The sequence below is a fragment of the Enterobacter cloacae complex sp. 394F7 genome (assembly GCF_057320385.1).
Genome location: NZ_JBXWCS010000012.1, coordinates 14,931 through 38,987 on the forward strand (window position 1 = coordinate 14,931; position 24,057 = coordinate 38,987).

Sequence of the window (24,057 nt, forward strand, 5' to 3'; positions counted from 1 at the left end):
TTTTGCTCGCCTGAATGAATTTTATATTCCATTATAGTGCGATTATTATGAATTAAAAATTCCAGAGGTAAAAAAGATGAATCTTGGCTCACTTGTATCAGAAACGCGTAACCCGCAAACCATGGATCTGGATGCTCTCTCCACCCTGGAGCTGGTTAACCGTTTTAATCAACAGGATACGCTGGTCGCACTGGCAGTGAAAGAGACATTACCAGAGGTGGCGAAGGCCGTCGATGCTGCGGCACAGGCGCTCATGGCGGGGGGCCGCATTATTTATATGGGCGCCGGAACCAGCGGACGACTCGGCGTGCTGGATGCCTCTGAATGTCCGCCTACGTTCGGCGTTCCGCACGGGCTGGTGGTCGGTCTCATTGCCGGTGGGCCTGGCGCGCTGCTGAAGGCGGTAGAAGGGGCGGAAGACAACAAACAGCTCGGTGAAGATGACCTGAAAGGGCTTAACCTCAACGCAAACGACCTGGTGGTCGGACTGGCCGCTTCCGGGCGCACACCTTACGTCATTGGTGGCCTGGAATATGCCAATCAGACGGGCTGCACTACCGTGGCTATCTCCTGTAATCCAGGCTCGCCCATTGCGCAGGTGGCCCACATCGCTATTTCGCCGGTTGTCGGGCCCGAAGCGCTCACCGGCTCCACGCGCCTTAAATCCGGGACCGCGCAAAAACTGGTGCTCAATATGATCTCCACCGGCGCGATGGTGAAGTTCGGCAAGGTGTACCAGAACCTGATGGTGGATATGCAGGCCACCAACGTCAAGCTGGTGGATCGGGCCTGTCGCATGGTAATGGAAGCGACCGGTGCGAGCCGCGAAGAGGCGGAAGCCGTACTCCAACAAACCGATCACGATGTGAAACCGGCCATTCTGATGATCCTGAGCGGGCTGGATGCCGCCGCCGCGCGAGCCAGGCTTGCCGAGCATAATGGATTCTTACGGGCGGCATTAGAAAACTAACACAGAGGCGTGTATGGAAAAAACAGCAGCGCTCGCCAGCCATATTTTGCAGGGGATCGGCGGAGAGAAGAACATTCAGCGTCTGGAAAACTGCATGACGCGTGTGCGCGTCGAGGTGCATGACGACGACCAGCTTGATATCGCGCATCTTAAGCAGCTTCCTGGCGTCAGCGGATACGTTAAGCAGGGGCAGCAGCATCAGCTGATCGTCGGGCCGGGAAAAGCGGCGCAGGTCGTTGATGCCATGCGCGCATTGATGGGCGGAGGGGCGGCCGCGCCGGTTGACGATGCCGAGCGCACCAAAGCGCAGGCGAAGGCCAAATACAAAGCCCCCATGAGCGATGCGCTGCGACAGCTGGCAAACGTCTTTATTCCACTTATTCCGGCGTTTATTGCCTCCGGGTTGATCACCGGGATCATCAATATCCTCAAGCGGCCGGATATTGTCGGCGATTTTGCCACGCACTATCCGAACCTGCTCGGTATTCTGGGGATCTTTGGTAGCGCTGTCTTCGCCATCATGAACATTCTGGTTGGGGTTAACACCGCCAAAGTGTTTGGCGGCTCAATGGCGATGGGCGGGGTGATGGCCGGTATTCTCTCCAGCCCGCAGCTTGCGCAGATAACCCTGTTTGGCGAGGCTCTCCAGCCCGGGCGCGGCGGGGTGATTGCGGTGCTGCTGGTGGTCATCCTGATGTGCTGGATTGAGAAAAAGCTGCGCGCCGCTCTGCCCGGTTCCATTGAGCTGATCCTCAATCCGCTGCTGACCACGCTTATCACCGGCTGTGTGGCGATTGTGGCCCTGCAGCCGCTGGGCGGCTGGATCTCTGAGGTGATTGCCCACGGCGCTTCTCTGGCTATCGATCGCGGCGGGTTATTAGTGGGCGCTGTGCTGTCAGGGACCTTCCTGCCGCTGGTGCTGACCGGCCTGCATCAGGGGCTGGTGCCGATCCACGTGGAGCTGGTGCAGGCTCATGGTTATAACGCGCTGCTGCCCATTCTGTCGATGGCGGGGGTAGGTCAGGTTGGTGCGGCGATTGCCGTGCTGATGAAAACCCGTAACGCGCGCCTGAAAAAAGTGATTAAAGGGGCGCTACCGGTTGGATTGCTGGGCATTGGCGAGCCGCTGATTTTTGGTGTCACGCTGCCGCTCGGTAAGCCTTTTCTCGCGGCCTGTCTGGGCGGGGCGGTGGGCGGGGCGCTAATCAGCTACTGGAAAGTTGCCACTGTTATCACCTTTGGACTCTCAGGTTTACCGCTGGCGCTCACCATCGTGACCGGAAAAGTCATGCTCTATCTGTTAGGCTATCTGGTAGCGGTGATCGCCGGGTTCCTGTTTACCTGGCTGGCAGGATTCAACGACCCAGAGGAGTAAGGTTTGGCTAATCACGAGCGTCGTGTTGTCTTTTTCGACCTGGATGGAACGCTACATCAGCAGGATATGTTCGGTACGTTTATGCGCTACCTGCTGCGGCGTCAGCCCCTGAACGCACTGCTCGTCTTACCTTTGTTACCCCTGATTGGCCTTGCGCTGCTGGTGAAAGGCCGGGCAGCGCGCTGGCCAATGAGCCTGCTGCTCTGGGGCTGTACCTTCGGCCACAGTGAAGCCCGGCTCAAACAGCTTGAGCAAGACTTTGCGCACTGGTTTCGCGATCATGTGACGGCGTTTCCGGTTGTGCAGGCACGGCTGACCAGCTACCTCGATGCGAACGACGCCGATATCTGGTTGATTACCGGCTCGCCGCAGTCGCTGGTAGAGCAGGTCTATTTTGATACGCCGTGGTTGCCGAGAGTGAACCTGATCGCCACGCAGATCTCTCGTGGTTACGGCGGGTGGGTATTGAGCATGCGCTGTCTGGGGCATGAAAAGGTGGCCCAGCTGGAGATGCGCATTGGCACGCCGCTGCGCCTGTATAGCGGTTACAGTGACAGTAAGCAGGACAACCCGCTGCTCTATTTTTGCCAGCACCGCTGGCGCGTCACGCCTGCGGGTGAACTTCAGCAACTCGAATAGTTTTATCCATAGCGGGTGTGTATAATGCCGCCCGCTTTTCGACTGGAGTATCAACCGTTGTCCAACCCTGAATTCTCACACGAATACTGGATGCGCCATGCGCTCACCCTTGCCCGGCGCGCCTGGGACGAGGGAGAAGTGCCCGTGGGTGCGGTGCTTGTCCATAACAACCAGGTGATTGGAGAAGGGTGGAACCGCCCGATTGGTCGCCACGATCCTACCGCTCACGCAGAAATCATGGCGCTTCGTCAGGGTGGGCTGGTACTGCAAAACTACCGTCTGCTCGACACCACGCTGTATGTCACGCTTGAGCCATGCGTCATGTGTTCCGGCGCGATGGTGCACAGTCGTATCGGTACGCTGGTCTTTGGCGCGCGGGATGAAAAAACCGGTGCTGCGGGCTCGCTGATGGACGTGCTTGGACACCCGGGAATGAACCATCAGGTGAAGACTATCGGTGGGGTGCTTGCACCAGAGTGTTCGGGGCTATTAAGTGATTTCTTTCGAATGCGCCGTCAGCAGAAAAAGCAACAAAAGGCAGAATTGAAGTCGTCGGGCGATTAATTTCGTCCGGTGCCACAACCGGATAGCTTTGCGCCAGCTGTTTCGCCTCTGTCGCCTCTTTTTCCTTCTCCAGCAGATATCCCACCAGGCTAATCTGATATTTACGAATATTTTCCACGTAGGCATAAGCCTCATGTCCGCGCGCATAGCCGTAGGTGAGCTTGTTGTACCACGGCTTCTGGCTCAGGAGCGGGAGACGCTGTTTTACGTCAGACCAGCTGTCGGGGTTGCCTTTTGTTTTTGCCGTCAGAGCCCGGGCGTCGAGCATGTGGGCATAGCCCATGTTGTAGGCGGCCAGCGCGAACCAGATACGCTCCTCTTCCGGCACTGTCTCGGGCACTTTGGCCATCATATCCTGCAGGTAGCGCGCGCCGCCGCTGATGCTCTGTTCCGCATCGGTACGGTCGGTCAGCCCGAGGCTCTGCGCGGTATTTTTAGTCAGCATCATCAGGCCGCGCACGCCGGTGGGGGAGGTGGCCTGGGTGTCCCAGTGGGACTCCTGATACGAGATAGCCGCCAGCAGTTTCCAGTCAATCTCCTGCGCATATTTTTCGAACAGAGGCTGCAGGTCAGGCAGGACGCTGTCTACCGCGCGCAGGAAGCTGCGGGTGTCAACGTAGTCAAAGTCATCACCATGGCCGAGGTACTTCTCTTCCAGGCGTGCCAGGGTACCGTCTTCATTAATGGTGTTATAAAAATCGAGCATGGCCGCAGAGAGGGTCTGATCGTCATCAAGATGAGTAAACCAGGTCACGGGCTGTTCGTCCGTCACGTCCAGCGCCACGGCGATTTCAGGATGCACGCGCTGGAACAGACTGATCGCCACGGAGTCGGCGATGGTGTAAGGCAATTTCTGATCTTTGACCTGGCCCAGCAGCTCCGTTGTGCCGAGTTTAGGGTCAACGGTCCAGCTCAGGTCAGGGTATTTCTTCTCCTTCAGCTCACGCAGATCGTCAATCACCACATGGCCCGGGGCAATCGTCAGCTGTTGAGCGTTGATCGAGGCCAGCGTACGCGGGCGCAGGCTACCGACGCGATAGACCAGCTGCTGTGAAACGGAGTAATAGGTCGGGCCCGGCTGGTAATTCTTGCTGCGCTCGCTGTTGTACACCAGCCCGGCGGCGAGGATATCGGCATCGTTGTTATCCAGGTCATCAAACAGCTGGCTGATGTTCTGGCGCACGGTGATTTTGAGCTTCACGCCGAGGTAATCGGCAAACTGCTGAGCCAGCTCATAATCCAGACCGATGGTTTTGCCGTTGATGTCGCTGTAAATCAGCGGAGAGTTAAGCGTGCTGACACGCAACTCCCCCCGCTCCTGAATGGCGGCGATACGGTTTTCGGCTTTGCCGAACCAGGGGATGGAAGGCCAGAGGGCCACTGCCAACAGCAACGTTACAATGCCGATGAGCAGATAATTAATCTTTAATTTTTTCAATTAGTTAATTCTCTGCGACGCCGGTTGCCTTAGTATGCTGTAGCCATGTTAAAAATAAGGTTTGCCATTGATTGAGCGGCATTTTGCGTAAAGTTACGCCACTTGGCAACAAATTAGAGAGAGAGGTCACATCTATTGTTAAACGACGCCGTCGATTTTATTTCGACGCAAACGGTTTCGTCGACGCTCAGGATTCTCTATAATGACGCCCGTTTTCCCCCCTTGCGCACACTGTAAGCGCCCCGGCGCTTCGAAGACGAGAGACTTATGATGGAAATTCTGCGTGGTTCGCCTGCACTGTCTGCCTTCCGTATTAACAAACTGCTGGCACGTTTTCAGGCAGCCGACCTTCCGGTAAGCAATATTTACGCTGAGTATGTCCATTTTGCTGACCTGAATGCCCCCCTGAATGCAGAGGAGCGCGTACAGCTGGAACGCCTGCTCAAGTATGGCCCAAGTCTGAGCAGCCATACCCCAACCGGTAAACTGATCCTTGCGACGCCTCGTCCAGGCACCATCTCCCCCTGGTCTTCCAAAGCGACTGACATCGCTCACAACTGTGGTCTGAACCAGATTAACCGTCTGGAACGCGGCGTGGCGTATTACGTTGAAGCCTCCACCCTGAGCGACGCCCAGTGGCAGGCGGTGGCCGCAGAGCTGCATGACCGCATGATGGAGAGCGTATTTGCTTCTCTGGATGATGCGCAGAAACTTTTCTCCCACCATCAGCCTGCGCCAGTACAGAGCGTGGATTTGCTGGGGCAGGGCCGTCAGGCGCTGATTGACGCTAACCTGCGTCTCGGCCTGGCACTGGCAGAAGATGAGATTGACTACCTGCAGGATGCGTTCGTTAAGCTGAACCGCAACCCGAACGACATCGAACTCTATATGTTCGCGCAGGCTAACTCTGAGCACTGCCGCCACAAGATTTTCAACGCCGACTGGATTATTGACGGCGAACAGCAGCCGAAGTCGCTGTTCAAAATGATCAAAAACACCATGGAGAAAACCCCTGACCACGTGCTGTCTGCCTATAAAGACAACGCCGCGGTGATGGAAGGTTCCGAGGTGGGCCGCTTCTTCGCCGATCGCGAAGCGGGGCGCTATGACTTCCATCAGGAGCCGGCGCATATCCTGATGAAAGTGGAAACTCACAACCACCCAACGGCGATCTCTCCGTGGCCGGGTGCGGCAACCGGTTCCGGCGGTGAAATCCGTGACGAAGGGGCGACGGGCCGTGGTGCGAAACCAAAAGCGGGCCTGGTCGGTTTCTCTGTTTCCAACCTGCGTATCCCGGGCTTTGAACAGCCGTGGGAAGAAGATTTCGGCAAGCCAGAGCGCATCGTGACCGCGCTGGACATCATGACCGAAGGTCCACTGGGCGGCGCGGCATTCAACAACGAATTTGGTCGTCCGGCACTGAACGGTTACTTCCGTACCTATGAAGAGAAAGTGGACAGCCACAACGGCGAAGAGCTGCGCGGCTACCACAAACCGATCATGCTGGCGGGCGGGATCGGCAACATTCGCGCCGATCACGTGCAGAAAGGTGAGATCGTCGTCGGTGCGAAGCTGATCGTCCTCGGTGGACCGGCGATGAACATCGGTCTGGGCGGTGGTGCGGCCTCTTCAATGACATCCGGTCAGTCTGACGCCGATCTCGACTTTGCCTCCGTTCAGCGTGACAACCCGGAAATGGAACGTCGTTGCCAGGAAGTGATCGACCGCTGCTGGCAGCTGGGTGATGCAAACCCAATCCTCTTTATTCACGACGTTGGCGCGGGCGGCCTGTCCAACGCCATGCCGGAGCTGGTGAGTGACGGTGGTCGCGGTGGCCGTTTCAACCTGCGCGACATTCTGAGCGATGAGCCGGGCATGAGCCCGCTGGAGATCTGGTGTAACGAATCTCAGGAGCGTTATGTGCTGGCCGTCGCAGCCGATCAGCTGCCGCTGTTTGACGAGCTGTGCCGCCGCGAGCGCGCGCCGTACGCGGTAATCGGTGAAGCGACCGAAGAGAAACACCTGACCCTGAGCGATACCCATTTCGACAACCAGCCAATCGATCTGCCGCTGGACGTGCTGCTCGGCAAAACGCCGAAGATGACCCGCGACGTGCAGACCCGCAAAGCGGCGGGCAACGCGCTGGATCGTCAGGGTATTACCGTAGCAGACGCGGTGAATCGCGTGTTGCACCTGCCTGCGGTGGCGGAGAAAACCTTCCTGGTCACCATCGGCGACCGTACCGTGACCGGTATGGTCTCGCGCGATCAGATGGTGGGGCCATGGCAGATCCCGGTGGCGAACTGCGCCGTGACCACCGCGAGTCTCGACAGCTACTACGGTGAAGCGATGGCGCTGGGCGAACGTACCCCGGTAGCGCTGCTGGACTTCGCGGCCTCTGCTCGTCTGGCCGTCGGTGAAGCACTGACCAACATCGCCGCGACCCAGATTGGCGATATCAAACGTATCAAATTGTCCGCGAACTGGATGGCCGCTGCCGGTCACCCGGGCGAAGACGCGGGCCTGTATGAAGCTGTGAAAGCGGTGGGTGAAGAGCTCTGTCCTGCGCTCGGCCTGACCATTCCAGTGGGTAAAGACTCCATGTCGATGAAAACCCGCTGGCAGGAAGGCAACGAGCAGCGCGAAATGACTTCACCGCTGTCGCTGATCATCTCCGCGTTTGCCCGTGTGGAAGACGTGCGCCATACCGTGACCCCACAGCTGTCGACCGAAGACAACGCCCTGCTGCTGATTGACCTGGGTAAAGGTCACAACGCGCTGGGTGCCACCGCGCTGGCACAGGTTTACCGTCAGCTGGGTGATAAACCGGCGGACGTGCGTGATGTGGCACAGTTAAAAGGCTTCTACGATGCCATTCAGGCGCTGGTGGCGCAGCGTAAACTGCTGGCCTACCACGACCGTTCCGACGGCGGCCTGCTGGTGACCCTGGCGGAGATGGCCTTCACCGGACATTGCGGTGTTGAAGCGAACATCGGAACGCTTGGCGAAGATCGTCTGGCGGCACTGTTTAACGAAGAACTCGGCGCGGTGATTCAGGTGCGCGCGGCCGATCGTGACGCGGTTGAAGCCCTGCTGGCTCAGCACGGCCTGGCAGACTGCGTACACTACCTGGGTAAAGCCGTCCAGGGTGACCGTTTCGTCATTGAAGCGGATGGCCATGCGGTGTTCAGCGAAAGCCGCACCACGCTGCGTATGTGGTGGGCGGAAACCACCTGGCAGATGCAGCGCCTGCGTGATAACCCGGACTGTGCCGATCAGGAACACAACGCCAAGGCCAACGACAACGATCCTGGCCTGAACGTGAAGCTCTCCTTCGACATCAACGAAGACATCGCTGCACCGTACATTGCGACCGGCGCGCGTCCGAAAGTCGCCGTGCTGCGTGAGCAGGGCGTCAACTCCCACGTTGAGATGGCTGCGGCCTTCCACCGTGCGGGCTTTGATGCCATCGACGTTCATATGAGTGACCTGCTGGCAGGTCGCACCGGTCTGGAAGATTTCCATGCGCTGGTGGCGTGCGGCGGTTTCTCCTACGGTGACGTGCTGGGTGCCGGTGAAGGCTGGGCGAAGTCCATTCTCTTCAACAACCGCGTGCGCGATGAGTTCGAAAGCTTCTTCCATCGTCCGCAAACCCTGGCGCTTGGCGTGTGTAACGGCTGCCAGATGATGTCTAACCTGCGCGAGCTGATCCCGGGCAGTGAAGCGTGGCCACGCTTTGTGCGTAACCAGTCCGACCGCTTTGAAGCACGTTTCAGCCTGGTAGAAGTGACTCAGAGTCCGTCTCTGCTGCTGCAGGGAATGGTAGGGTCGCAGATGCCAATCGCCGTTTCTCACGGTGAAGGTCAGGTAGAAATGCGTGATGCCGCCCATCTGGCTCAGCTTGAGAGCAAAGGCCTGGTGGCGCTGCGCTTTGTTGATAACTTCGGCAAGGTGACGGAAACCTATCCGGCTAACCCGAACGGCTCGGTGAACGGGATCACGGCGGTCACCAGCGAAAGCGGCCGTGCGACCATCATGATGCCACACCCTGAGCGTGTGTTCCGCACCGTGAGCAACTCCTGGCACCCGGAAAACTGGGGCGAGGACAGCCCGTGGATGCGTATCTTCCGCAACGCACGTAAACAGTTGGGTTAATCGATATTGCCCTTTAAAGCCCGGTACGCGAAAGCGCTACCGGGCTTTTTTATGTGTGTCGCAATTTCGCGACAGACCCGTAATGCCGCTGTCTCCAAATGGAGACATTTAACTCTTTGATTTATATATGGCAGGTGTGGTTCCCGTTAAGGTGTTGCTGATTAGCGACACTTAGCCTGGAAATCATTCAGCGAGCAATTAACGGTGGAAACCCATAAATTATATAAATATCAATGCGATAATATATTTATTTGCATTCTGGCACATCTATTGCATAATATTAATCAGTGGCTCATTCACCTTCTTATGTCAGCCCCTTCGGGACGTGCTACATAAACTTCGAATGACGCACAAAAAGGTGCCTGCCGTCCAACTACTGATCATAGCGTTGCTTTATCAGGACAGGGCGAAACGTCGAGTTAGGCACCGCCTCATTCCATGACAAAGCCGGGTTTTTACCCGGCTTTGTTGTATCTGAAGGGCAGACTCAGTTACGCTCTCCTCAAACCCATTCAAAGAGAGTAATGCGTTGAAACGCTGGCCCGTTTTCCCCCGTTCCCTGCGTCAACTCGTAATGATGGCCTTTTTGCTGATCCTGCTGCCTTTACTGATCCTGGCCTGGCAGGCGTGGCAAAGCCTGAACGCGCTCAGTGCCCAGGCGGCACTGACTAACCGCACGACGCTCATTGACGCCAGACGCAGTGAAGCGATGACCAACGCCGCGCTGGAGATGGAGCGTAGCTATCGTCAGTATTGCGTGCTTGACGATCGCACGCTGGAAAAGGTCTACCAGAATCAGCGTAAACGCTATAGCGAGATGCTGGATGCGCATGCCGGCGTGTTGCCGGACGATAAGCTCTACCAGGCATTACGTCAGGATTTGAACGACCTGGCCCTGCTGCAGTGTAAGAACAGTGGCCCTGATGCCGCCGCAGCCGCTCGCCTTGAAGCCTTTGCCAATGCCAATGCTGAGATGGTGCAGTCTACCCGTGCGGTGATTTTCTCTCGCGGTCAGCAACTGCAGCAGGAGATTGCCGAACGCGGTCAGTTCTTTGGCTGGCAGGCGCTGGTGCTGTTCCTGGTCAGCCTCGCGCTGGTGTTACTTTTTACCCGAATGATCATCGGCCCGGTGAAGGGCATCCAGCGGATGATCAATCGTCTGGGGGAGGGGAAATCACTGGGCGATACGGTGGCCTTTAAAGGCCCGCGCGAGTTGCGTTCCGTGGGGCAGCGGATTATCTGGCTTTCGGAGCGCCTGTCGTGGCTGGAATCCCAGCGTCATCAGTTTTTACGTCATATTTCCCACGAGCTTAAAACGCCGCTGGCCAGCATGCGCGAAGGCACGGAATTGCTGGCAGACGAAGTGGCGGGGCCGCTGACGGTGGAGCAGAAAGAGATTGTTGAGATCCTCGACGCCAGCAGCCGCAATCTGCAGAAATTAATTGAGCAACTGCTCGATTACAACCGCAAGCTGGCGGATGGAGCGGTCGTCCTTGAAAATGTCGAGATTGAGCCGCTGGTGGATATGGTGATCTCTGCCCACAGCTTGCCTGCAAGAGCTAAAATGATGCATACCGGGGTGACGCTTAATGAGCCAACCTGCCTGGCTGAACCGATGTTATTGATGAGCGTTCTGGATAATCTTTATTCCAATGCGGTGCACTATGGTACTGAATCCGGTAACATTTATATCCGAAGCTATACGAATGGTTCACGGGTCTTTATTGATGTCGCCAACACCGGCACCCCGATCCCCGATGACGAAAGAGAGATGATATTTGAACCCTTCTTCCAGGGAAGTCATCAGCGAAAAGGTGCGGTTAAAGGAAGCGGTCTGGGGTTAAGTATCGCCCGGGACTGTATACGACGCATGCAGGGGGAGCTAAACATTGTCACGGATGAACGTTCCGATGTTTGCTTCCGTATCGAACTGCCCCTGAGCCGGAAAAACCAATAAAATGAAGCTATGTCTGGTGAGTATGTCACACGTCTTTTTCCGCGCCATACGCGCGGTGTTTTCCCGTAAAACGTTGCGCCTGAGCCTGCCTTGTTTATTGCTGGCGGGGTGTGTTTCCCATGTGCCAAAAAGTGCCATTAGCGATAAACAGGAAGATAAATGGCCAGAGAATCAGCTGGCAGATTTTCTCTCAACCCGCTGCGACGACATCTGGAACCTGTCGGGGCATGACGTCGAAACCAATCCTCTGTTCTGGCTACGTGGAATAGACTGCGCGCAGCGTCTGGCTCCGGTTGAAGCCCGCTCAAAAGCGGCGATGCTGGACGACGATACCTGGCAGGACGCCTTCAAGCGCGGAATATTGCTTGGGGATGCCAAAATTACCCCTGTCGAACGACGCACGAACGTCACGCGGCTCGACACCTTTGTGGCATATCTTCCCGCTCAGGTACGCCCTGTTTATCAGCTCTGGCGCGATGGGCAGACATTACAACTTCAGCTGTCTGAAGAGCGCTCCCGTTACAGCAAGCTGCAACAGTCAACCGACAGCGAGCTGGATACCCTGCGTCAGCAGCAACAACATTTGCGTACGCAACTGGATACCACGACGCGTAAGCTGGAGAACCTGACCGATATCGAAAGACAGCTCTCGTCGCGTAAATATCAGCCAGCGAGTTCATCTGCTGCACCGGACAGCGATACACCGAAACAAGAGGATGTGAAGCATGACGAGCCGTAAACCTGCCCATCTCCTGCTGGTGGATGACGATCCCGGTTTGCTCAAGCTGTTGGGAATGCGTCTGGTCAGTGAAGGCTACAGCGTCGTGACGGCTGAAAGCGGGCTGGAGGGGCTCAAAATTCTCGCCCGGGAGAAAATTGACCTGGTGATAAGCGACCTGCGGATGGATGAAATGGATGGCCTGCAGTTGTTCGCAGAGATCCAGAAGCAGCAGCCGGGCATGCCGGTGATTATCCTGACGGCGCACGGCTCGATCCCGGATGCCGTCGCGGCGACACAGCAGGGGGTCTTCAGCTTCCTGACCAAGCCGGTGGACAAAGACGCGCTGTATAAGGCCATCGACAGTGCGCTGGAACATGCAGCCCCGTCGAGCGATGAGGCGTGGCGGGAGCCGATTGTCACGCGTAGCCCCATCATGCTGCGTCTGCTGGAACAGGCCCGGATGGTGGCGCAGTCTGACGTCAGCGTCCTGATTAACGGGCAGAGTGGCACCGGGAAAGAGATCCTGGCACAGGCCATCCATAATGCCAGCCCACGCAGCAAAAACGCCTTTATTGCCATTAACTGCGGCGCACTGCCTGAACAACTGCTCGAATCTGAACTCTTCGGCCACGCCCGCGGTGCGTTCACCGGTGCAGTCAGCAGCCGGGAAGGCTTATTCCAGGCGGCAGAAGGCGGTACGCTTTTCCTGGACGAGATTGGCGACATGCCTGCGCCGCTGCAGGTCAAATTACTGCGCGTGCTGCAGGAGCGAAAAGTGCGCCCGTTGGGCAGCAACCGCGATATCGACATTAACGTGCGCATCATCTCCGCCACGCACCGTGATTTACCAAAGGTAATGGCGCGCAATGAGTTTCGTGAAGATCTTTACTACCGCCTGAACGTCGTGAACCTGAAAATTCCGGCGCTGGCTGAACGTGCGGAAGATATCCCTTTGCTGGCGAATCACCTGCTGCGCCAGTCTGCGGATCGCCACAAACCGTTTGTGCGGGCGTTTTCCACCGATGCGATGAAGCGGCTGATGGCCGCAAGCTGGCCGGGAAACGTGCGTCAGCTGGTCAACGTGATAGAGCAGTGCGTGGCGCTGACGTCGTCACCTGTCATCAGTGACGCGCTGGTGGAGCAGGCGCTGGAAGGCGAGAACACGGCACTGCCGACGTTTGCCGAAGCGCGTAACCAGTTCGAGCTAAACTATCTGCGTAAGCTGTTGCAGATCACCAAAGGTAACGTGACCCACGCGGCACGCATGGCCGGACGCAACCGCACCGAGTTCTATAAGCTGCTGTCACGCCATGAACTGGAAGCCAACGATTTTAAAGAGTAGTACCGCAAACTTCGAATGAATATGATACTGTGAGCAATCGATTACGACGCAGCTTACAGGCAAGAGTTTAAGGACCCACCATGAAAAAGATTGATGCGATTATTAAACCTTTCAAACTGGATGATGTACGTGAAGCACTGGCGGAAGTGGGCATCACCGGTATGACCGTGACCGAAGTGAAAGGTTTTGGTCGTCAGAAGGGCCACACCGAGCTTTACCGTGGTGCAGAGTACATGGTGGACTTTCTGCCGAAAGTGAAAATTGAAATCGTGGTAAGCGACGATATTGTCGATACCTGTGTGGATACCATTATTCGTACGGCGCAAACGGGTAAAATTGGCGACGGTAAAATCTTCGTCTTTGACGTGGCGCGCGTCATCCGTATCCGTACCGGCGAAGAAGACGACGCTGCGATTTAACATTGCCAGCGGTTTTGCAGACCGGGTCAGGCGCAGCCGCCATCCGGCAAAAAAGCCCCTCGTTCGAGGGGCTTTTTGTATTACAGCACTTTATGTGGACCAAAACATTCGTAATGGATGTTGTCTTTATTGACGCCCAGCTCAACCAGCTGTTTCGCGGCATACTGCATAAACGCCACCGGACCGCAGACGTAGAATTGCATCTCCGGCGCGCTGAACGCACCTTCATGCTGGCGTAAATCCATCAACCCTTCGCTGTCAAAGCGGGCCGCTGTACGATCGGCAGCCGTTGGCAGACGATACCAGGTGTGCGCGGTGAAACGCGGCAGGGTAGCACCCAGCGTTTTCACCTCATCAGCAAAGGCGTGCACATCCCCGTTTTCAGCGGCGTGGAACCAGTTAACCTGCGCGCTGTGGCTGGATTTCGCCAGCGTGTCCAGCATCGCCAGCATTGGCGTTTGACCCACACCCGCAGAGATCAGCGTCACCGGGGTATTTGCCTCAACGGCCATAAAGAAATCGCCCGCCGGCGCAGCCAGATGAACCACGTCGCCCACGCTGGCTTCGTTATGCAGCCAGCTGGAAACCTGACCGCCGTCCTCGCGTTTCACCGCAATACGGTAGCCTTTGCCGTTTGGCTTACGGGTGAGGGAGTACTGGCGGATCTCCTGATGCGGGAAACTTTCAGGCTTCAGCCAGACGCCGAGATACTGCCCCGGCTGATAATCGGCAACGGGTTGACCATCCACCGGCTCGAACTCAAAACTGGTAATCAGCGCGCTACGCGGCGTTTTCTCAACAATGCGGAAGGCGCGGGTCCCTTCCCAGCCACCGTTCTTGCTGGCGTTTTCGCTGTAGATCTGCGCTTCACGGTTGATAAAGACGTTTGCCAGCACGCCGTAAGCTTTGCCCCATGCGTCCAGTACCTCCTGGCCCGGGCTGAACATCTCGTCCAGCGTCGCCAGCAGGTGACCGCCCACAATGTTGTACTGCTCGGGTTTGATCTGGAAGCTGGTATGCTTCTGCGCGATTTTCTCCACCGCAGGCAGCAGGGCTGGCAGATTTTCAATGTTGCTGGCGTAGGCCGCGATGGCATTGAAAAGCGCTTCCCGCTGATCGCCGTTACGCTGGTTACTCATGTTGAAAATCTCTTTCAACTCCGGGTTGTGCGCGAACATGCGGTCATAGAAATGCGCGGTGAGCTTAGGGCCGGTCTCCACCAGCAGGGGAATGGTGGCTTTAACGGTAGCGATGGTTTGAGCGTCGAGCATGAGCGCGTCCTTCTGATGTGAACTTAATGATGTATTTTAAATGCATCTTATAAAAATAACCCTGCGATGTAAATGGTTCTTTGCAAGATGAAATATATGCATCACAAACCTGAAAAGAAATCCGTTGAAAATGACGAGGGCTTTATTCCTCAAACCCTTGCGTGGCGTGAAGGAAAACGTTTGCGTAAAATCGTTTGTCAAGACCTGTTATCACAGAACTATTCAGTTATACTGTTGCCCGTCGTCCAACAGGACTGCCTTTTCAGGCCAAATTTTACTTGTTAGCTGAGTCAGGAGATGCGGATGTTAAAGCGTGAAATGAACATTGCCGATTATGATGCCGAACTGTGGCAGGCTATGGAGCAGGAAAAAGTACGTCAGGAAGAGCACATCGAACTGATCGCCTCCGAGAACTACACCAGCCCGCGCGTCATGCAGGCGCAGGGTTCTCAGCTGACCAACAAATATGCTGAAGGTTATCCGGGCAAGCGCTACTACGGCGGTTGCGAGTACGTTGATATCGTTGAGCAACTGGCGATTGACCGTGCGAAAGAACTCTTTGGCGCTGACTACGCTAACGTCCAGCCGCACTCCGGCTCTCAGGCAAACTTCGCGGTCTACACCGCGCTGCTGCAGCCGGGCGATACCGTTCTGGGTATGAACCTGGCGCAGGGCGGTCACCTGACTCACGGCTCCCCGGTAAACTTCTCTGGCAAACTGTACAACATCATCCCTTACGGTATTGATGAGTCAGGCAAAATTGACTACGAAGACATGGCGAAGCAGGCTAAAGAGCATAAGCCGAAGATGATCATCGGTGGTTTCTCTGCTTACTCCGGTATCGTTGACTGGGCAAAAATGCGTGAAATCGCAGACAGCATCGGTGCTTACCTGTTCGTTGATATGGCGCACGTTGCCGGTCTTATCGCCGCAGGCGTTTACCCGAACCCGGTTCCTCATGCTCACGTTGTGACCACCACCACGCACAAAACCCTGGCGGGTCCACGCGGTGGCCTGATCCTGGCGAAAGGCGGCGATGAAGAGCTGTACAAAAAACTGAACTCCGCTGTGTTCCCAAGCGCACAGGGCGGCCCGCTGATGCACGTGATCGCGGCAAAAGCTGTCGCGCTGAAAGAAGCGATGGAGCCAGAGTTCAAAGTCTACCAGCAGCAGGTTGCCAAAAACGCCAAAGCGATGGTGGAAGTGTTCCTGAACCGTGGTTACAAAGTGGTGTCCGGCGGTACTGAAAACCACCTGTTCCTGCTGGATCTGGTTGATAAGAACCTGACCGGTAAAGAAGCTGACGCCGCCCTGGGCCGCGCCAACATCACCGTGAACAAAAACAGCGTACCAAACGATCCGAAGAGTCCGTTCGTGACCTCCGGTATCCGTATCGGTTCTCCGGCTGTTACTCGCCGCGGTTTCAAAGAAGCGGAAGTGAAAGAGCTGGCTGGCTGGATGTGTGACGTTCTGGACAACATCAATGACGAAGCGGTTATTGAGCGCGTAAAAGCGAAAGTTCTGGATATCTGCGCACGCTTCCCGGTATACGCATAACTCTTCTGCTTAGCAGAAATAAAAAGGCCGCGTTTGCGGCCTTTTTTTATGTCTTAACGTCGGTCGAGGGATATTGCTCCCGGTCCCACAATCGCCAGCAGGATAAATGCGCCCGCAATACTGACGTTCTTGTAGAAATTAATCATATTCGGCACAACCGCATCCCCGGTCATGTCCCAGTAATGGTGACCAATAACTGCCGTGCCCAGCGTGTAGAACACAAACAGTACGGCGAGAGGGCGGGTGAAAAAGCCCAGCACGATCAGGATGGTGGCAGGGACTTCCATCACCACGGCGATAATGGCCGCCAGCATGGGCATTGGCGCGCCAAGCGACGTCATATATTGCACGGTGCCGTTAAACCCCGTCAGTTTTGGATAGCCGAAGATAATAAAGAGTACGACAAGCGCGATACGGGCAATCAACAACAACAGGTGGCGTGACTGACCGAAATCGAAATAGCGAAGTGAGTTCATGGCAGAAAACCTCTGCAAGTGGAGTAATTTAAACGTAATACACATTTTCGTTCCCTGCCATAAGCCAGACGACTGCATGGAATGTTAATTTTTCGTTAATTTATAGCAAGCTATCTACTTGCTTAATTTTTATATTCTCGCCAGACTATGGCCTCCATTTCGGGAGGGATTCATGGTCTTGCATTCCACGCGCTGGCTGGCGCTCAGCTATTTCACCTATTTCTTTAGTTACGGTATTTTTCTGCCTTTCTGGAGCGTCTGGCTCAAGGGAATTGGCCTTACTCCGGAAACCATCGGTGTCCTGCTGGGGGCGGGGCTGGTGGCGCGTTTCCTTGGCAGCCTGCTGATTGCACCGCGCGTCAGCGATCCCTCCTTACTCATCAAAGCGGTGCGTATTCTTGCCCTGTTAACGCTGGTCTTTGTGGCCTGCTTCTGGGTTAGCCATCAGTTTGCCTGGCTGATGGTGGTGATGGTCGGCTTTAACCTGTTCTTCTCCCCGCTGGTTCCCCTGACGGACGCCCTGGCAAACACCTGGCAAAAGCAGATCACCATGGACTACGGTCGCGTGCGCCTGTGGGGCTCCATTGCGTTTGTGATTGGCTCTGCGCTGGTGGGGAAACTGGTCAGCCTTTACGATTACCGCGCCATTCTTGCCCTGCTAAGCATCGGTATCGCCTCGATGTTGCTGGGCATGCTGCTGCGACCGTCAGTCATGCCGCAAGGCGAAAGCCGCCATCAGGAAAGCGCAGGCTGGCCCGCCTGGCGAAGCCTGGTGGCGCAAAGCTGGCGTTTTCTGGCCTGCGTCTGCCTGCTTCAGGGGGCGCACGCGGCGTATTACGGCTTCAGCGCCATTTACTGGCAGGGCGCCGGTTACTCTGCCTCTGCCGTGGGCTACCTGTGGTCGCTTGGCGTGGTGGCCGAAGTGATTATCTTTGCGCTCAGCAAGAAACTGTTCCGCCGCTTCGGCGCGCGCGACCTGCTGCTGCTCTCCGCCGTGTGTGGCGTGGCGCGGTGGGGCATTATGGGCTGGACGACCGAACTGCCCTGGCTGATCGTGGCGCAAATTCTGCACTGCGGCACCTTTACCGTCTGCCATCTGGCGGCCATGCGCTATATCGCCGCGCGTGAAGGCGGGGATGTGATTCGCTTGCAGGCGGTCTATTCTGCGGTGGCGATGGGTGGCAGCATTGCCGTGATGACGGTCTTTGCGGGCTTCCTGTATCAACATCTGGGACACGGCGTGTTCTGGGTAATGGCACTGGTCGCGCTACCGGCGATGTTTATTCGCCCGAAAGTGGCCGCGCGCGCCTGACTACGATTCCAGCATGGCGCGAATATGTTCTTGCTGCTGTGCGTTCAGCGATTCCACGGCGTGGATCAGCGGCGGCGAGAACAGGGGCAGGGCGGTGGGGTAAGGAGTAATAACCAGCGCCGCTTCGCGCGGAGCTCCCTCTTTCTGAAAAGCCTGCAGCGTCAGATAACGAATATTGAGCGGCAGCAGCGTTAGTTCGCGTAGCTGCTGTTCAATCACTTCTTCACAGGATTTATCCTCTCCGGTTAATAACACCACCTGTTTTTCGTGCAGATCGGTCTCCTGCATCAGCCAGGCGCCAAAAATCACCGCCACCAGACTCATCTCTTCATCAGAAAAACGCAGGCCAAACTCCGCTTCCAGTTCAAACAACGCCTCCTTGGTGGTGCGTAACAGACGGGGGTAAAGGCGATGGATCTCTTCTGGCAGGCTGTTGTCGATGCCGATCTCAAACAGCGACCGGTCCAGCGCCTGTGCCAGATGAACGTAGAGCTGATCGGTCAGCCCTTGTTCATCGCTGAAGTTCATTCCTGTCTGGGCGCGAAAACGGGCAATCATCCGCACGATGGCCCGGCGCAGACGCTGATCCTGCTGATGTTTATCGAGCACTGGATCGGGCGTGCGCAGCATCATAAACAGCAGCGCGAGGAACAGTTGTTCGTCGCTGTGGGTGCCCTGCGGCACGCGGCGTTTCCAGTGACGCACAATTTCCTGCGCCGTAAAGTATTCCCCTCGCGACTGTGTCCAGTTGCGCTGAACGGGGGAAAACTGCGGCGTATTGCCCCGGTGATGCTGGATCAGACAATACTGCAAGAAGAGCTGTAAAAATTGCACGTCACGGCAGTCAAAGGGGCGCTGTAGCTTTCGCGAACAGAAGCTGATCAACGCCCGCAGATTCGTATCGTCATAAAGCGGACGCGCGATGCCCTGCTGTTTAAGCGCGGTTTTAAGCGCCGGGGTAAACTGTTGCGAAACAAAATGTGGGCACAGGCGGAGCGCCCTGCGCAGCCAGTGCAGCAGACATAAACGCTGATTCAGGACCGAGCCTTCAATCCGGTAGCTGCCGTCATGGTGCGTGACAATGTCCAGCCGGTGATAGCGCTGGATTTCATCGCGCGTCTCGGCTATATCTTGCCGTGCCATGGCGTCGTCCACGCCGTTGGTTGCGATTATGCTCTGTGCGGTGACGGCAGCATCGGGCAGGTAAAGCATCAAAAGCACCTGGCAGCGGCGCTGCGAACTGGAAAGCACAGATGGAATTTCAAGCGTTGTCATCATCTGTTGGGTATCCAGTGTGAATGTCTGGTAAGAATAGCTAAAGGATTGACGCTGAAAAGCGTACCGGCAGCCCTTTCACTCAGGATTGCTGGCGAACATCACAGAATTTTTGACGTGAGGAATTGATGCAAACAGTTAAACACAGCGCGATGGCGTTATTTTTGGCGGTTATCACTTTCACCGCCGGCGCGCATCCTCACAGTTTTATCAGTCTCAAAACCGAGCTGGTGACTGACGGAACCCAGTTGAGCGGCCTGAAAATGCGCTGGACGATGGATGAAATCACCTCGGCCGATCTCCTGTATGACGCGGGAAATGCAAAGCCAGGCGATGAGATCTGGAAAAAGCTGGCGGCGGAGGTCATGGCCAACGTGCTGGGACAGCACTACTTCACCGAGTTCTGGCATAACGGACAAAAGGTGAAGTTTATGAATCGCCCGACGGAGTACGGCATGTCGCGCGACGGTCATCAGGCGGTGCTGACGTTTGTTCTCCCGCTGGCGCATCCTCAGCCGCTGGCAGGACAGACGTATACCTTTTCCACCTTCGACCCCACCTATTACGTCGATATGAGCTATGCGAAGGAGAGTGACGTGACGCTACCGACTACCCTGCAAAAATCCTGCAAACTCGCTGTGCATACGCCAAAACCCAGCGAAGAGACGCTCAACTTCGCCGTCTCTCTGGATAAAGAGGATGCCCCTCCTGAAGATATGGAACTGGGTAAACAGTTTGCACAGCAGGTGACGTTACAATGTCAGTGATCGCCTCTTCCGCCCGCAAACCACGTCGCTGGCTTCATCTCTGGCCGCTGGCGCTCTTTTTATTGTTGGCCGTGTGTGGCGCGCTGTGGTTATGGCAGGCCTGGCCGCAGGTTATGATGAAAAGCATTCTCTGGCAGCGTGACGTTAACCAGCAGATGAGTGGGCTACTCAAGGCGGTGGCGGATAACCCAACAAAAGCAGGTGGTTCCCTGCTGGCATTCAGTTTTGTCTACGGGGTGCTGCATGCGCTGGGGCCGGGGCATGGCAAGATTGTGATCGCTACCTGGCTTGCCACGCATCCCTCGAAGCTGAAATCGAGCATCGGTCTGACACTGGCCTCTTCGCTGCTGCAGGGCGGCGTCGCTATCGGGCTGGTAGTGGTCGTCCTCTCGCTGTTACAGCTTCCCGCTCGTCAGCTGCACCTGAGCAGTTTCTGGCTGGAGAAGGGAAGTTATGCGCTGGTGGGCGTGCTGGGGGTGATCCTCTGCTGGCGGGCGCTGAAAAAACTGCGCGTACTGCTGCAAAAGCCAACCTTCAAATCCTTTACGCCACATCATGTCCATGATGCCCACTGCGGCTGCGGACATCAGCATCTGCCTACGCAGGCGCAGTTGCAGAGCGGCGACGACTGGCGTGCGCGGGTGATGATTGTTCTTTCAATGGGGATGCGACCATGTTCAGGCGCGATCATGGTGCTGCTGTTCAGCAAAGTGATTGGCGTATTCGGCTGGGGCATGCTCTCTGCGCTGGCTATGGCGGCAGGAACGTCCCTGACCATTTCGTCACTGGCATTACTGGTTCACAGCTTCCGTCAACTGGCGGTAAAACTCAGCGGCAATAAAACGCCGGTGCTGTGGCGACAGGTAGGCTGGACGACGCTCGCGCTGGCGGGCGGGGTGATTCTGCTGGTAGCAGCGGTGACGATGTGGATGAGTGCGGTGCCGGTGGGAAGGGGATTGCGGCCGTTTTAGCGACGTACGGTCTGATCCCCCTCAACCACGGGTGCTGTCGCTTATTGTTAATCCCAGTTACCGTAGGGGTAGGTTTTGCCTTTGATGAAATCCTGAGTTGACTGGATGAGGTTAAACGTGCCGCCGGGAACGATGTAGTCTTTGCACAGGGTTAGAGCGTTGCCGGAGCGGGTCCACATCTTCAAGGGTTTGACGGGCAGGCTGGGGCGTCCGGCGAAATCTGAAAACCAGATTTTGACTTTGCCTCCGGGGGAGAGGCCAAACACCATTCTGTTGTACCAGACTGGAGCGCCAGATGGGCGGGTATGTTCGGCGGGTGTTTTCATTCGCAGCCAGGTTTCCGGTCCGAACACGGCACTGGTTTCGTAAGTTTGCTGGTCAATATAGGATTCCCAGCAGAAGACAATATACTGCGGGGGGGCTTTGACTTTGTTAAATTGACCGCCAAAGCCATGTGCATTCTCAGGCCATCTATCAACAGAGCCAGGATCTCTGGACGTCGGATCAAGAGTATTGAACGTATACAGATAACCATCCGTGTCGATGACTCTGGCGTGATTTACCATAGACGGTAATTCTCTGGGGGTTATAAATAAAAAAAACCACTTGTCATAGGGAAGCGTCCAGTCCCCTCTGGCGGCCTGTTTTGACTGTAAAGGATGAAATTTTTGTGGGCTGCAGCCTGCAGCCGTAAGCAGCAGGGCAAGCGCCAGCACGTTGCGTTTTTTCATCGTTTGTTTCCATCCATGTTGTAAATCGTTCTGATCCAGTTCTCGTCCGGCCTGTTAACAAAACCGATGGTTTCGGACGCAGAGGCTCCACCCTGTAATTCACCGGACTGTTTAAGCTCCACGGCGTTCCAGTGAGCTGAGCAGTGGATGTATCTTCTGGCAATCACGTCCACGTCTTCAGGCGTAAAACTGGTTACACATCGGTGCTGACGGGCCGCTTTACCCATCTGCCGGGCGCGTTCGCTCAACGGCTTCAGTTCATCTGGTAAGGCGTGTGTTTTGATATTGTCTACGTCAGCAAATAACGCCCCGGCCTCAATCGCTGCATCAACCATGACCCGTAGCACCACCTTTGACCAGTCAAAAAAGACCGTGCGATGACGCAGCGTCAGGGCGGAAAAGGTCCGTTTTTGCGGCTGGCTGTAGCGATCTGGCGGGGCGAAATCATCTTCCCAGACGTCCGGAGTGATGGCATTGGTTCGAATGACGGGCATGATGGCCGGTGAATGCTCAAGCACGCGTAGCTGCGCCATCGTCTGCTTGTAAACATGCGATTGCGGACCGGGCTGCTTGTGAGGCAGGGTTTCCACCAGCGGGCGGGTGAGAACGAGGTCTTCCCGCAACTGGGGCAGATAGCCGCCGCCGATATCAGAATGAGCGCCGGGAAGCGTGAGCTCCGGCCAGGCAGGGGCGACGCTGTTGAGGGCAAAGTTATAGCGGCATTCGTGCTGGGCGGTGATGTGGAATACTTTTTCAGCCACGCCGGGACGCAGGCGTATGTCGACGCTACCGGTATTCGCACTGTGTGGATTTAGGCCATTCATTACCGTACCGACGGCTGCCACGGTGTCCATAATGCCAAGGAAGCGGGTTTTACCTGCGGGAGCTCCACGGTATATATATTCGTCCATCCCAGTCTGAATTGCCTTGATAATGGTACGGTCTTCTGACTGGACGCGGTTGGCGAAGTGACGAGCCGCCGCCGCACCACGGCTGAAGCCGAAAATATCAAACAGCAGGGTATCGACGACAAACTTCCCTTTCAGTAAACCAAGCGCTGCATCTATGGCTGTCGCCAGCTGCGCTACCGCATCATCAGTTTTGGCGATAATCCCAGTCTCTGCCGTACCCAATCCAAGCCCTATCGGATTATCGGGTTCTCCAGCTCGAGTTCCAATGCCTTCGACATAAACAGTATTTTGAATGTAACTACTCTCTGGGGGAAAAGTTATTTCATACAGTTCATTCAACCAGTGAATATTCGTGTAATACCCCAGATAGCTGCCCGCCCCGATCCCACTAATCCCCATTTTCTCCGATGCATTTCTGGCGAGAATGGTTGCCGCATCCGGGCTGTTAATATCAAAGTGCTGTGCCGTCAGAGCCTCAAGCATGTTCCGGGTGTTCACCGCATTATTGCCGGTGCCATCGAAAAATATCCCCAGCACCAGCGTTACTCTCCGTTCAGGCTGCTCTTCGGGGAGGAGAGTCTTCTGCACCACCGGAAAAAGACGGCTGTAATTTTCCGGCGTCAGCAGATAATCAAATTCGGTACCGGTGATAAGATGGCGACTCAGAATATAATCATAGTTAATCGAAATATATTCATAGTCCATATCATTCATCTTTGAATGAAGCTGAATGGACCGTATTGATGCACCACGTAATTCGATAAGATAATACTTTTCCATATGACCGTATCGATTAGTGCGGTAAATATCAAAGGTAAGCTTAAGACGTTCATTATTATTGATGGCGTTACTGAATAACGGAGAGCTTTTATCCAGGAGCTTACAGAATTGCAGTCCGCGATGGTGAAGCCGACCACCGGTACCGCTCGCTTCCTGCATCAGGCTGAAAACAAAGATTTCATCTTCATGCCCCAGCTGGTAGCGGTTGCCGACTGAAGCCTGAGAGCCACAGCCAGCAGAAATCCGTCCCTGAATATCGCCCTCAAGCGTTAAATAAATAAGGTTGCTCATTTATTTTTCCTGAGTGAGGCGTTTAGTCAGGAAGTATCGTAATGATAAAATTGAAAAGGCAATCTGCTATAAATCAAATCACAGAGTAAATAGTGATGATTATTTAGGCGTAAAAGGAACGACTAATAAAAAATC

Annotated in this window: 19 protein-coding genes; 13 read left to right on the forward strand and 6 right to left on the reverse strand. The window is 55.7% G+C overall.

From position 1 onward, the window contains the following. Positions 1-76 precede the first annotated feature (76 nt). Genes murQ through tadA form a run of 4 tightly spaced genes read left to right on the forward strand, consistent with a single transcriptional unit; the run spans position 77 to position 3,548 of the window. Positions 77-970 (forward strand): N-acetylmuramic acid 6-phosphate etherase, encoded by an 894-nt coding sequence (gene murQ / locus AC2FAK_RS17355; RefSeq protein WP_057071611.1) that lies wholly within the window; start codon positions 77-79, stop codon positions 968-970. Positions 971-983: 13 nt separating this feature from the next. Next, a complete protein-coding gene (locus tag AC2FAK_RS17360; RefSeq protein ID WP_023620110.1) occupies positions 984-2,345 on the forward strand; it encodes a PTS transporter subunit EIIC in 1,362 nt (453 codons plus the stop codon). 3 nt (positions 2,346-2,348) lie between these two features. Next, positions 2,349-2,984: a phosphatidylglycerophosphatase C gene (gene yfhb, locus AC2FAK_RS17365; RefSeq protein ID WP_095455392.1), complete on the forward strand. Its 636-nt coding sequence runs from the start codon at positions 2,349-2,351 to the stop codon at positions 2,982-2,984. Positions 2,985-3,008: 24 nt separating this feature from the next. Further along, a complete protein-coding gene (gene tadA / locus AC2FAK_RS17370) occupies positions 3,009-3,548 on the forward strand; it encodes a tRNA adenosine(34) deaminase TadA (RefSeq protein ID WP_038420406.1) in 540 nt (179 codons plus the stop codon). Here the strand turns inward: tadA and mltF are convergent. Next, positions 3,436-4,986: a membrane-bound lytic murein transglycosylase MltF gene (gene mltF, locus AC2FAK_RS17375; RefSeq protein ID WP_095455393.1), complete on the reverse strand. Its 1,551-nt coding sequence runs from the start codon at positions 4,984-4,986 to the stop codon at positions 3,436-3,438. The genes tadA and mltF overlap by 113 nt on opposite strands. Before the next feature lie 267 nt (positions 4,987-5,253). Between mltF and purL the strand changes: the two genes are divergently transcribed. The 5 genes from purL (at position 5,254) to glnB (ending at position 13,580) form a co-directional block, all read left to right on the forward strand. Continuing rightward, positions 5,254-9,141 (forward strand): phosphoribosylformylglycinamidine synthase, encoded by a 3,888-nt coding sequence (purL, locus tag AC2FAK_RS17380; protein WP_095455394.1) that lies wholly within the window; start codon positions 5,254-5,256, stop codon positions 9,139-9,141. 529 nt (positions 9,142-9,670) lie between these two features. Continuing rightward, positions 9,671-11,098, forward strand: a complete 1,428-nt coding sequence (qseE, locus tag AC2FAK_RS17385; RefSeq protein WP_141236777.1) for a two component system sensor histidine kinase QseE/GlrK — start codon at positions 9,671-9,673, stop codon at positions 11,096-11,098. Between the two features lies 1 nt (position 11,099). Then, on the forward strand, positions 11,100-11,837 hold the full coding sequence (gene qseG, locus AC2FAK_RS17390) for a two-component system QseEF-associated lipoprotein QseG (RefSeq protein WP_045901177.1): 738 nt from the start codon (positions 11,100-11,102) through the stop codon (positions 11,835-11,837). Beyond that, complete coding sequence (glrR, locus tag AC2FAK_RS17395) at positions 11,824-13,161, forward strand: two-component system response regulator GlrR (RefSeq protein WP_013098304.1); 1,338 nt, start codon at positions 11,824-11,826, stop codon at positions 13,159-13,161. Before qseG ends, glrR begins: the two co-directional genes overlap by 14 nt. An 80-nt stretch (positions 13,162-13,241) precedes the next feature. After that, positions 13,242-13,580, forward strand: a complete 339-nt coding sequence (gene glnB, locus AC2FAK_RS17400) for a nitrogen regulatory protein P-II (RefSeq protein ID WP_003860685.1) — start codon at positions 13,242-13,244, stop codon at positions 13,578-13,580. Positions 13,581-13,660: 80 nt separating this feature from the next. Here glnB and hmpA read toward each other — a convergent pair whose 3' ends face one another. Further along, on the reverse strand, positions 13,661-14,851 hold the full coding sequence (hmpA, locus tag AC2FAK_RS17405) for an NO-inducible flavohemoprotein (protein WP_095455396.1): 1,191 nt from the start codon (positions 14,849-14,851) through the stop codon (positions 13,661-13,663). A 303-nt stretch (positions 14,852-15,154) separates the two neighbouring features. Here hmpA and glyA point away from each other — a divergent pair, with 303 nt between their 5' ends. Further along, positions 15,155-16,408: a serine hydroxymethyltransferase gene (gene glyA / locus AC2FAK_RS17410; RefSeq protein WP_013098302.1), complete on the forward strand. Its 1,254-nt coding sequence runs from the start codon at positions 15,155-15,157 to the stop codon at positions 16,406-16,408. 53 nt (positions 16,409-16,461) lie between these two features. Here glyA and AC2FAK_RS17415 read toward each other — a convergent pair whose 3' ends face one another. Beyond that, a complete protein-coding gene (locus AC2FAK_RS17415) occupies positions 16,462-16,884 on the reverse strand; it encodes a DoxX family protein (protein ID WP_095455439.1) in 423 nt (140 codons plus the stop codon). 172 nt (positions 16,885-17,056) lie between these two features. Here AC2FAK_RS17415 and AC2FAK_RS17420 point away from each other — a divergent pair, with 172 nt between their 5' ends. Further along, the gene (locus tag AC2FAK_RS17420) at positions 17,057-18,196 is read left to right on the forward strand and encodes a 3-phenylpropionate MFS transporter (protein WP_013098300.1); all 1,140 of its coding nucleotides are present in this window, start codon (positions 17,057-17,059) and stop codon (positions 18,194-18,196) included. Here AC2FAK_RS17420 and csiE read toward each other — a convergent pair whose 3' ends face one another. Continuing rightward, entirely contained in the window at positions 18,197-19,474 is a 1,278-nt protein-coding gene (gene csiE, locus AC2FAK_RS17425) for a stationary phase inducible protein CsiE (RefSeq protein WP_095455397.1), read from the reverse strand. A 125-nt stretch (positions 19,475-19,599) separates the two neighbouring features. Here csiE and AC2FAK_RS17430 point away from each other — a divergent pair, with 125 nt between their 5' ends. Both AC2FAK_RS17430 and AC2FAK_RS17435 read left to right on the forward strand, forming a co-directional pair. Further along, a complete protein-coding gene (locus tag AC2FAK_RS17430) occupies positions 19,600-20,238 on the forward strand; it encodes a DUF1007 family protein (RefSeq protein WP_023620117.1) in 639 nt (212 codons plus the stop codon). Continuing rightward, on the forward strand, positions 20,229-21,209 hold the full coding sequence (locus AC2FAK_RS17435) for a nickel/cobalt transporter (RefSeq protein ID WP_023620118.1): 981 nt from the start codon (positions 20,229-20,231) through the stop codon (positions 21,207-21,209). Before AC2FAK_RS17430 ends, AC2FAK_RS17435 begins: the two co-directional genes overlap by 10 nt. 47 nt (positions 21,210-21,256) lie before the next feature. Here AC2FAK_RS17435 and AC2FAK_RS17440 read toward each other — a convergent pair whose 3' ends face one another. Next, positions 21,257-21,940: a DUF2931 family protein gene (locus AC2FAK_RS17440; protein ID WP_094916690.1), complete on the reverse strand. Its 684-nt coding sequence runs from the start codon at positions 21,938-21,940 to the stop codon at positions 21,257-21,259. After that, positions 21,937-23,922, reverse strand: coding sequence for a type VI secretion system tube protein TssD (tssD, locus tag AC2FAK_RS17445; protein ID WP_095455398.1), 1,986 nt, complete (start codon positions 23,920-23,922; stop codon positions 21,937-21,939). The genes AC2FAK_RS17440 and tssD overlap by 4 nt, the downstream gene beginning before the upstream one ends. Positions 23,923-24,057: the final 135 nt, after the last annotated feature.

Bases quoted from the DNA above. Each gene is read 5' to 3' on its own strand.
- tssD (WP_095455398.1), bottom strand. From the start codon at position 23,922: ATGAGCAACCTTATTTATTTAACGCTTGAGGGCGATATTCAGGGACGG.
- AC2FAK_RS17360 (WP_023620110.1), top strand. From the start codon at position 984: ATGGAAAAAACAGCAGCGCTCGCCAGCCATATTTTGCAGGGGATCGGC.
- glnB (WP_003860685.1), top strand. From the start codon at position 13,242: ATGAAAAAGATTGATGCGATTATTAAACCTTTCAAACTGGATGATGTA.
- AC2FAK_RS17440 (WP_094916690.1), bottom strand. From the start codon at position 21,940: ATGAAAAAACGCAACGTGCTGGCGCTTGCCCTGCTGCTTACGGCTGCA.
- AC2FAK_RS17430 (WP_023620117.1), top strand. From the start codon at position 19,600: ATGCAAACAGTTAAACACAGCGCGATGGCGTTATTTTTGGCGGTTATC.
- AC2FAK_RS17420 (WP_013098300.1), top strand. From the start codon at position 17,057: ATGGTCTTGCATTCCACGCGCTGGCTGGCGCTCAGCTATTTCACCTAT.
- csiE (WP_095455397.1), bottom strand. From the start codon at position 19,474: ATGATGACAACGCTTGAAATTCCATCTGTGCTTTCCAGTTCGCAGCGC.
- AC2FAK_RS17435 (WP_023620118.1), top strand. From the start codon at position 20,229: ATGTCAGTGATCGCCTCTTCCGCCCGCAAACCACGTCGCTGGCTTCAT.
- tadA (WP_038420406.1), top strand. From the start codon at position 3,009: ATGCCGCCCGCTTTTCGACTGGAGTATCAACCGTTGTCCAACCCTGAA.
- murQ (WP_057071611.1), top strand. From the start codon at position 77: ATGAATCTTGGCTCACTTGTATCAGAAACGCGTAACCCGCAAACCATG.
- glrR (WP_013098304.1), top strand. From the start codon at position 11,824: ATGACGAGCCGTAAACCTGCCCATCTCCTGCTGGTGGATGACGATCCC.
- glyA (WP_013098302.1), top strand. From the start codon at position 15,155: ATGTTAAAGCGTGAAATGAACATTGCCGATTATGATGCCGAACTGTGG.
- qseG (WP_045901177.1), top strand. From the start codon at position 11,100: ATGAAGCTATGTCTGGTGAGTATGTCACACGTCTTTTTCCGCGCCATA.
- hmpA (WP_095455396.1), bottom strand. From the start codon at position 14,851: ATGCTCGACGCTCAAACCATCGCTACCGTTAAAGCCACCATTCCCCTG.
- AC2FAK_RS17415 (WP_095455439.1), bottom strand. From the start codon at position 16,884: ATGAACTCACTTCGCTATTTCGATTTCGGTCAGTCACGCCACCTGTTG.
- purL (WP_095455394.1), top strand. From the start codon at position 5,254: ATGATGGAAATTCTGCGTGGTTCGCCTGCACTGTCTGCCTTCCGTATT.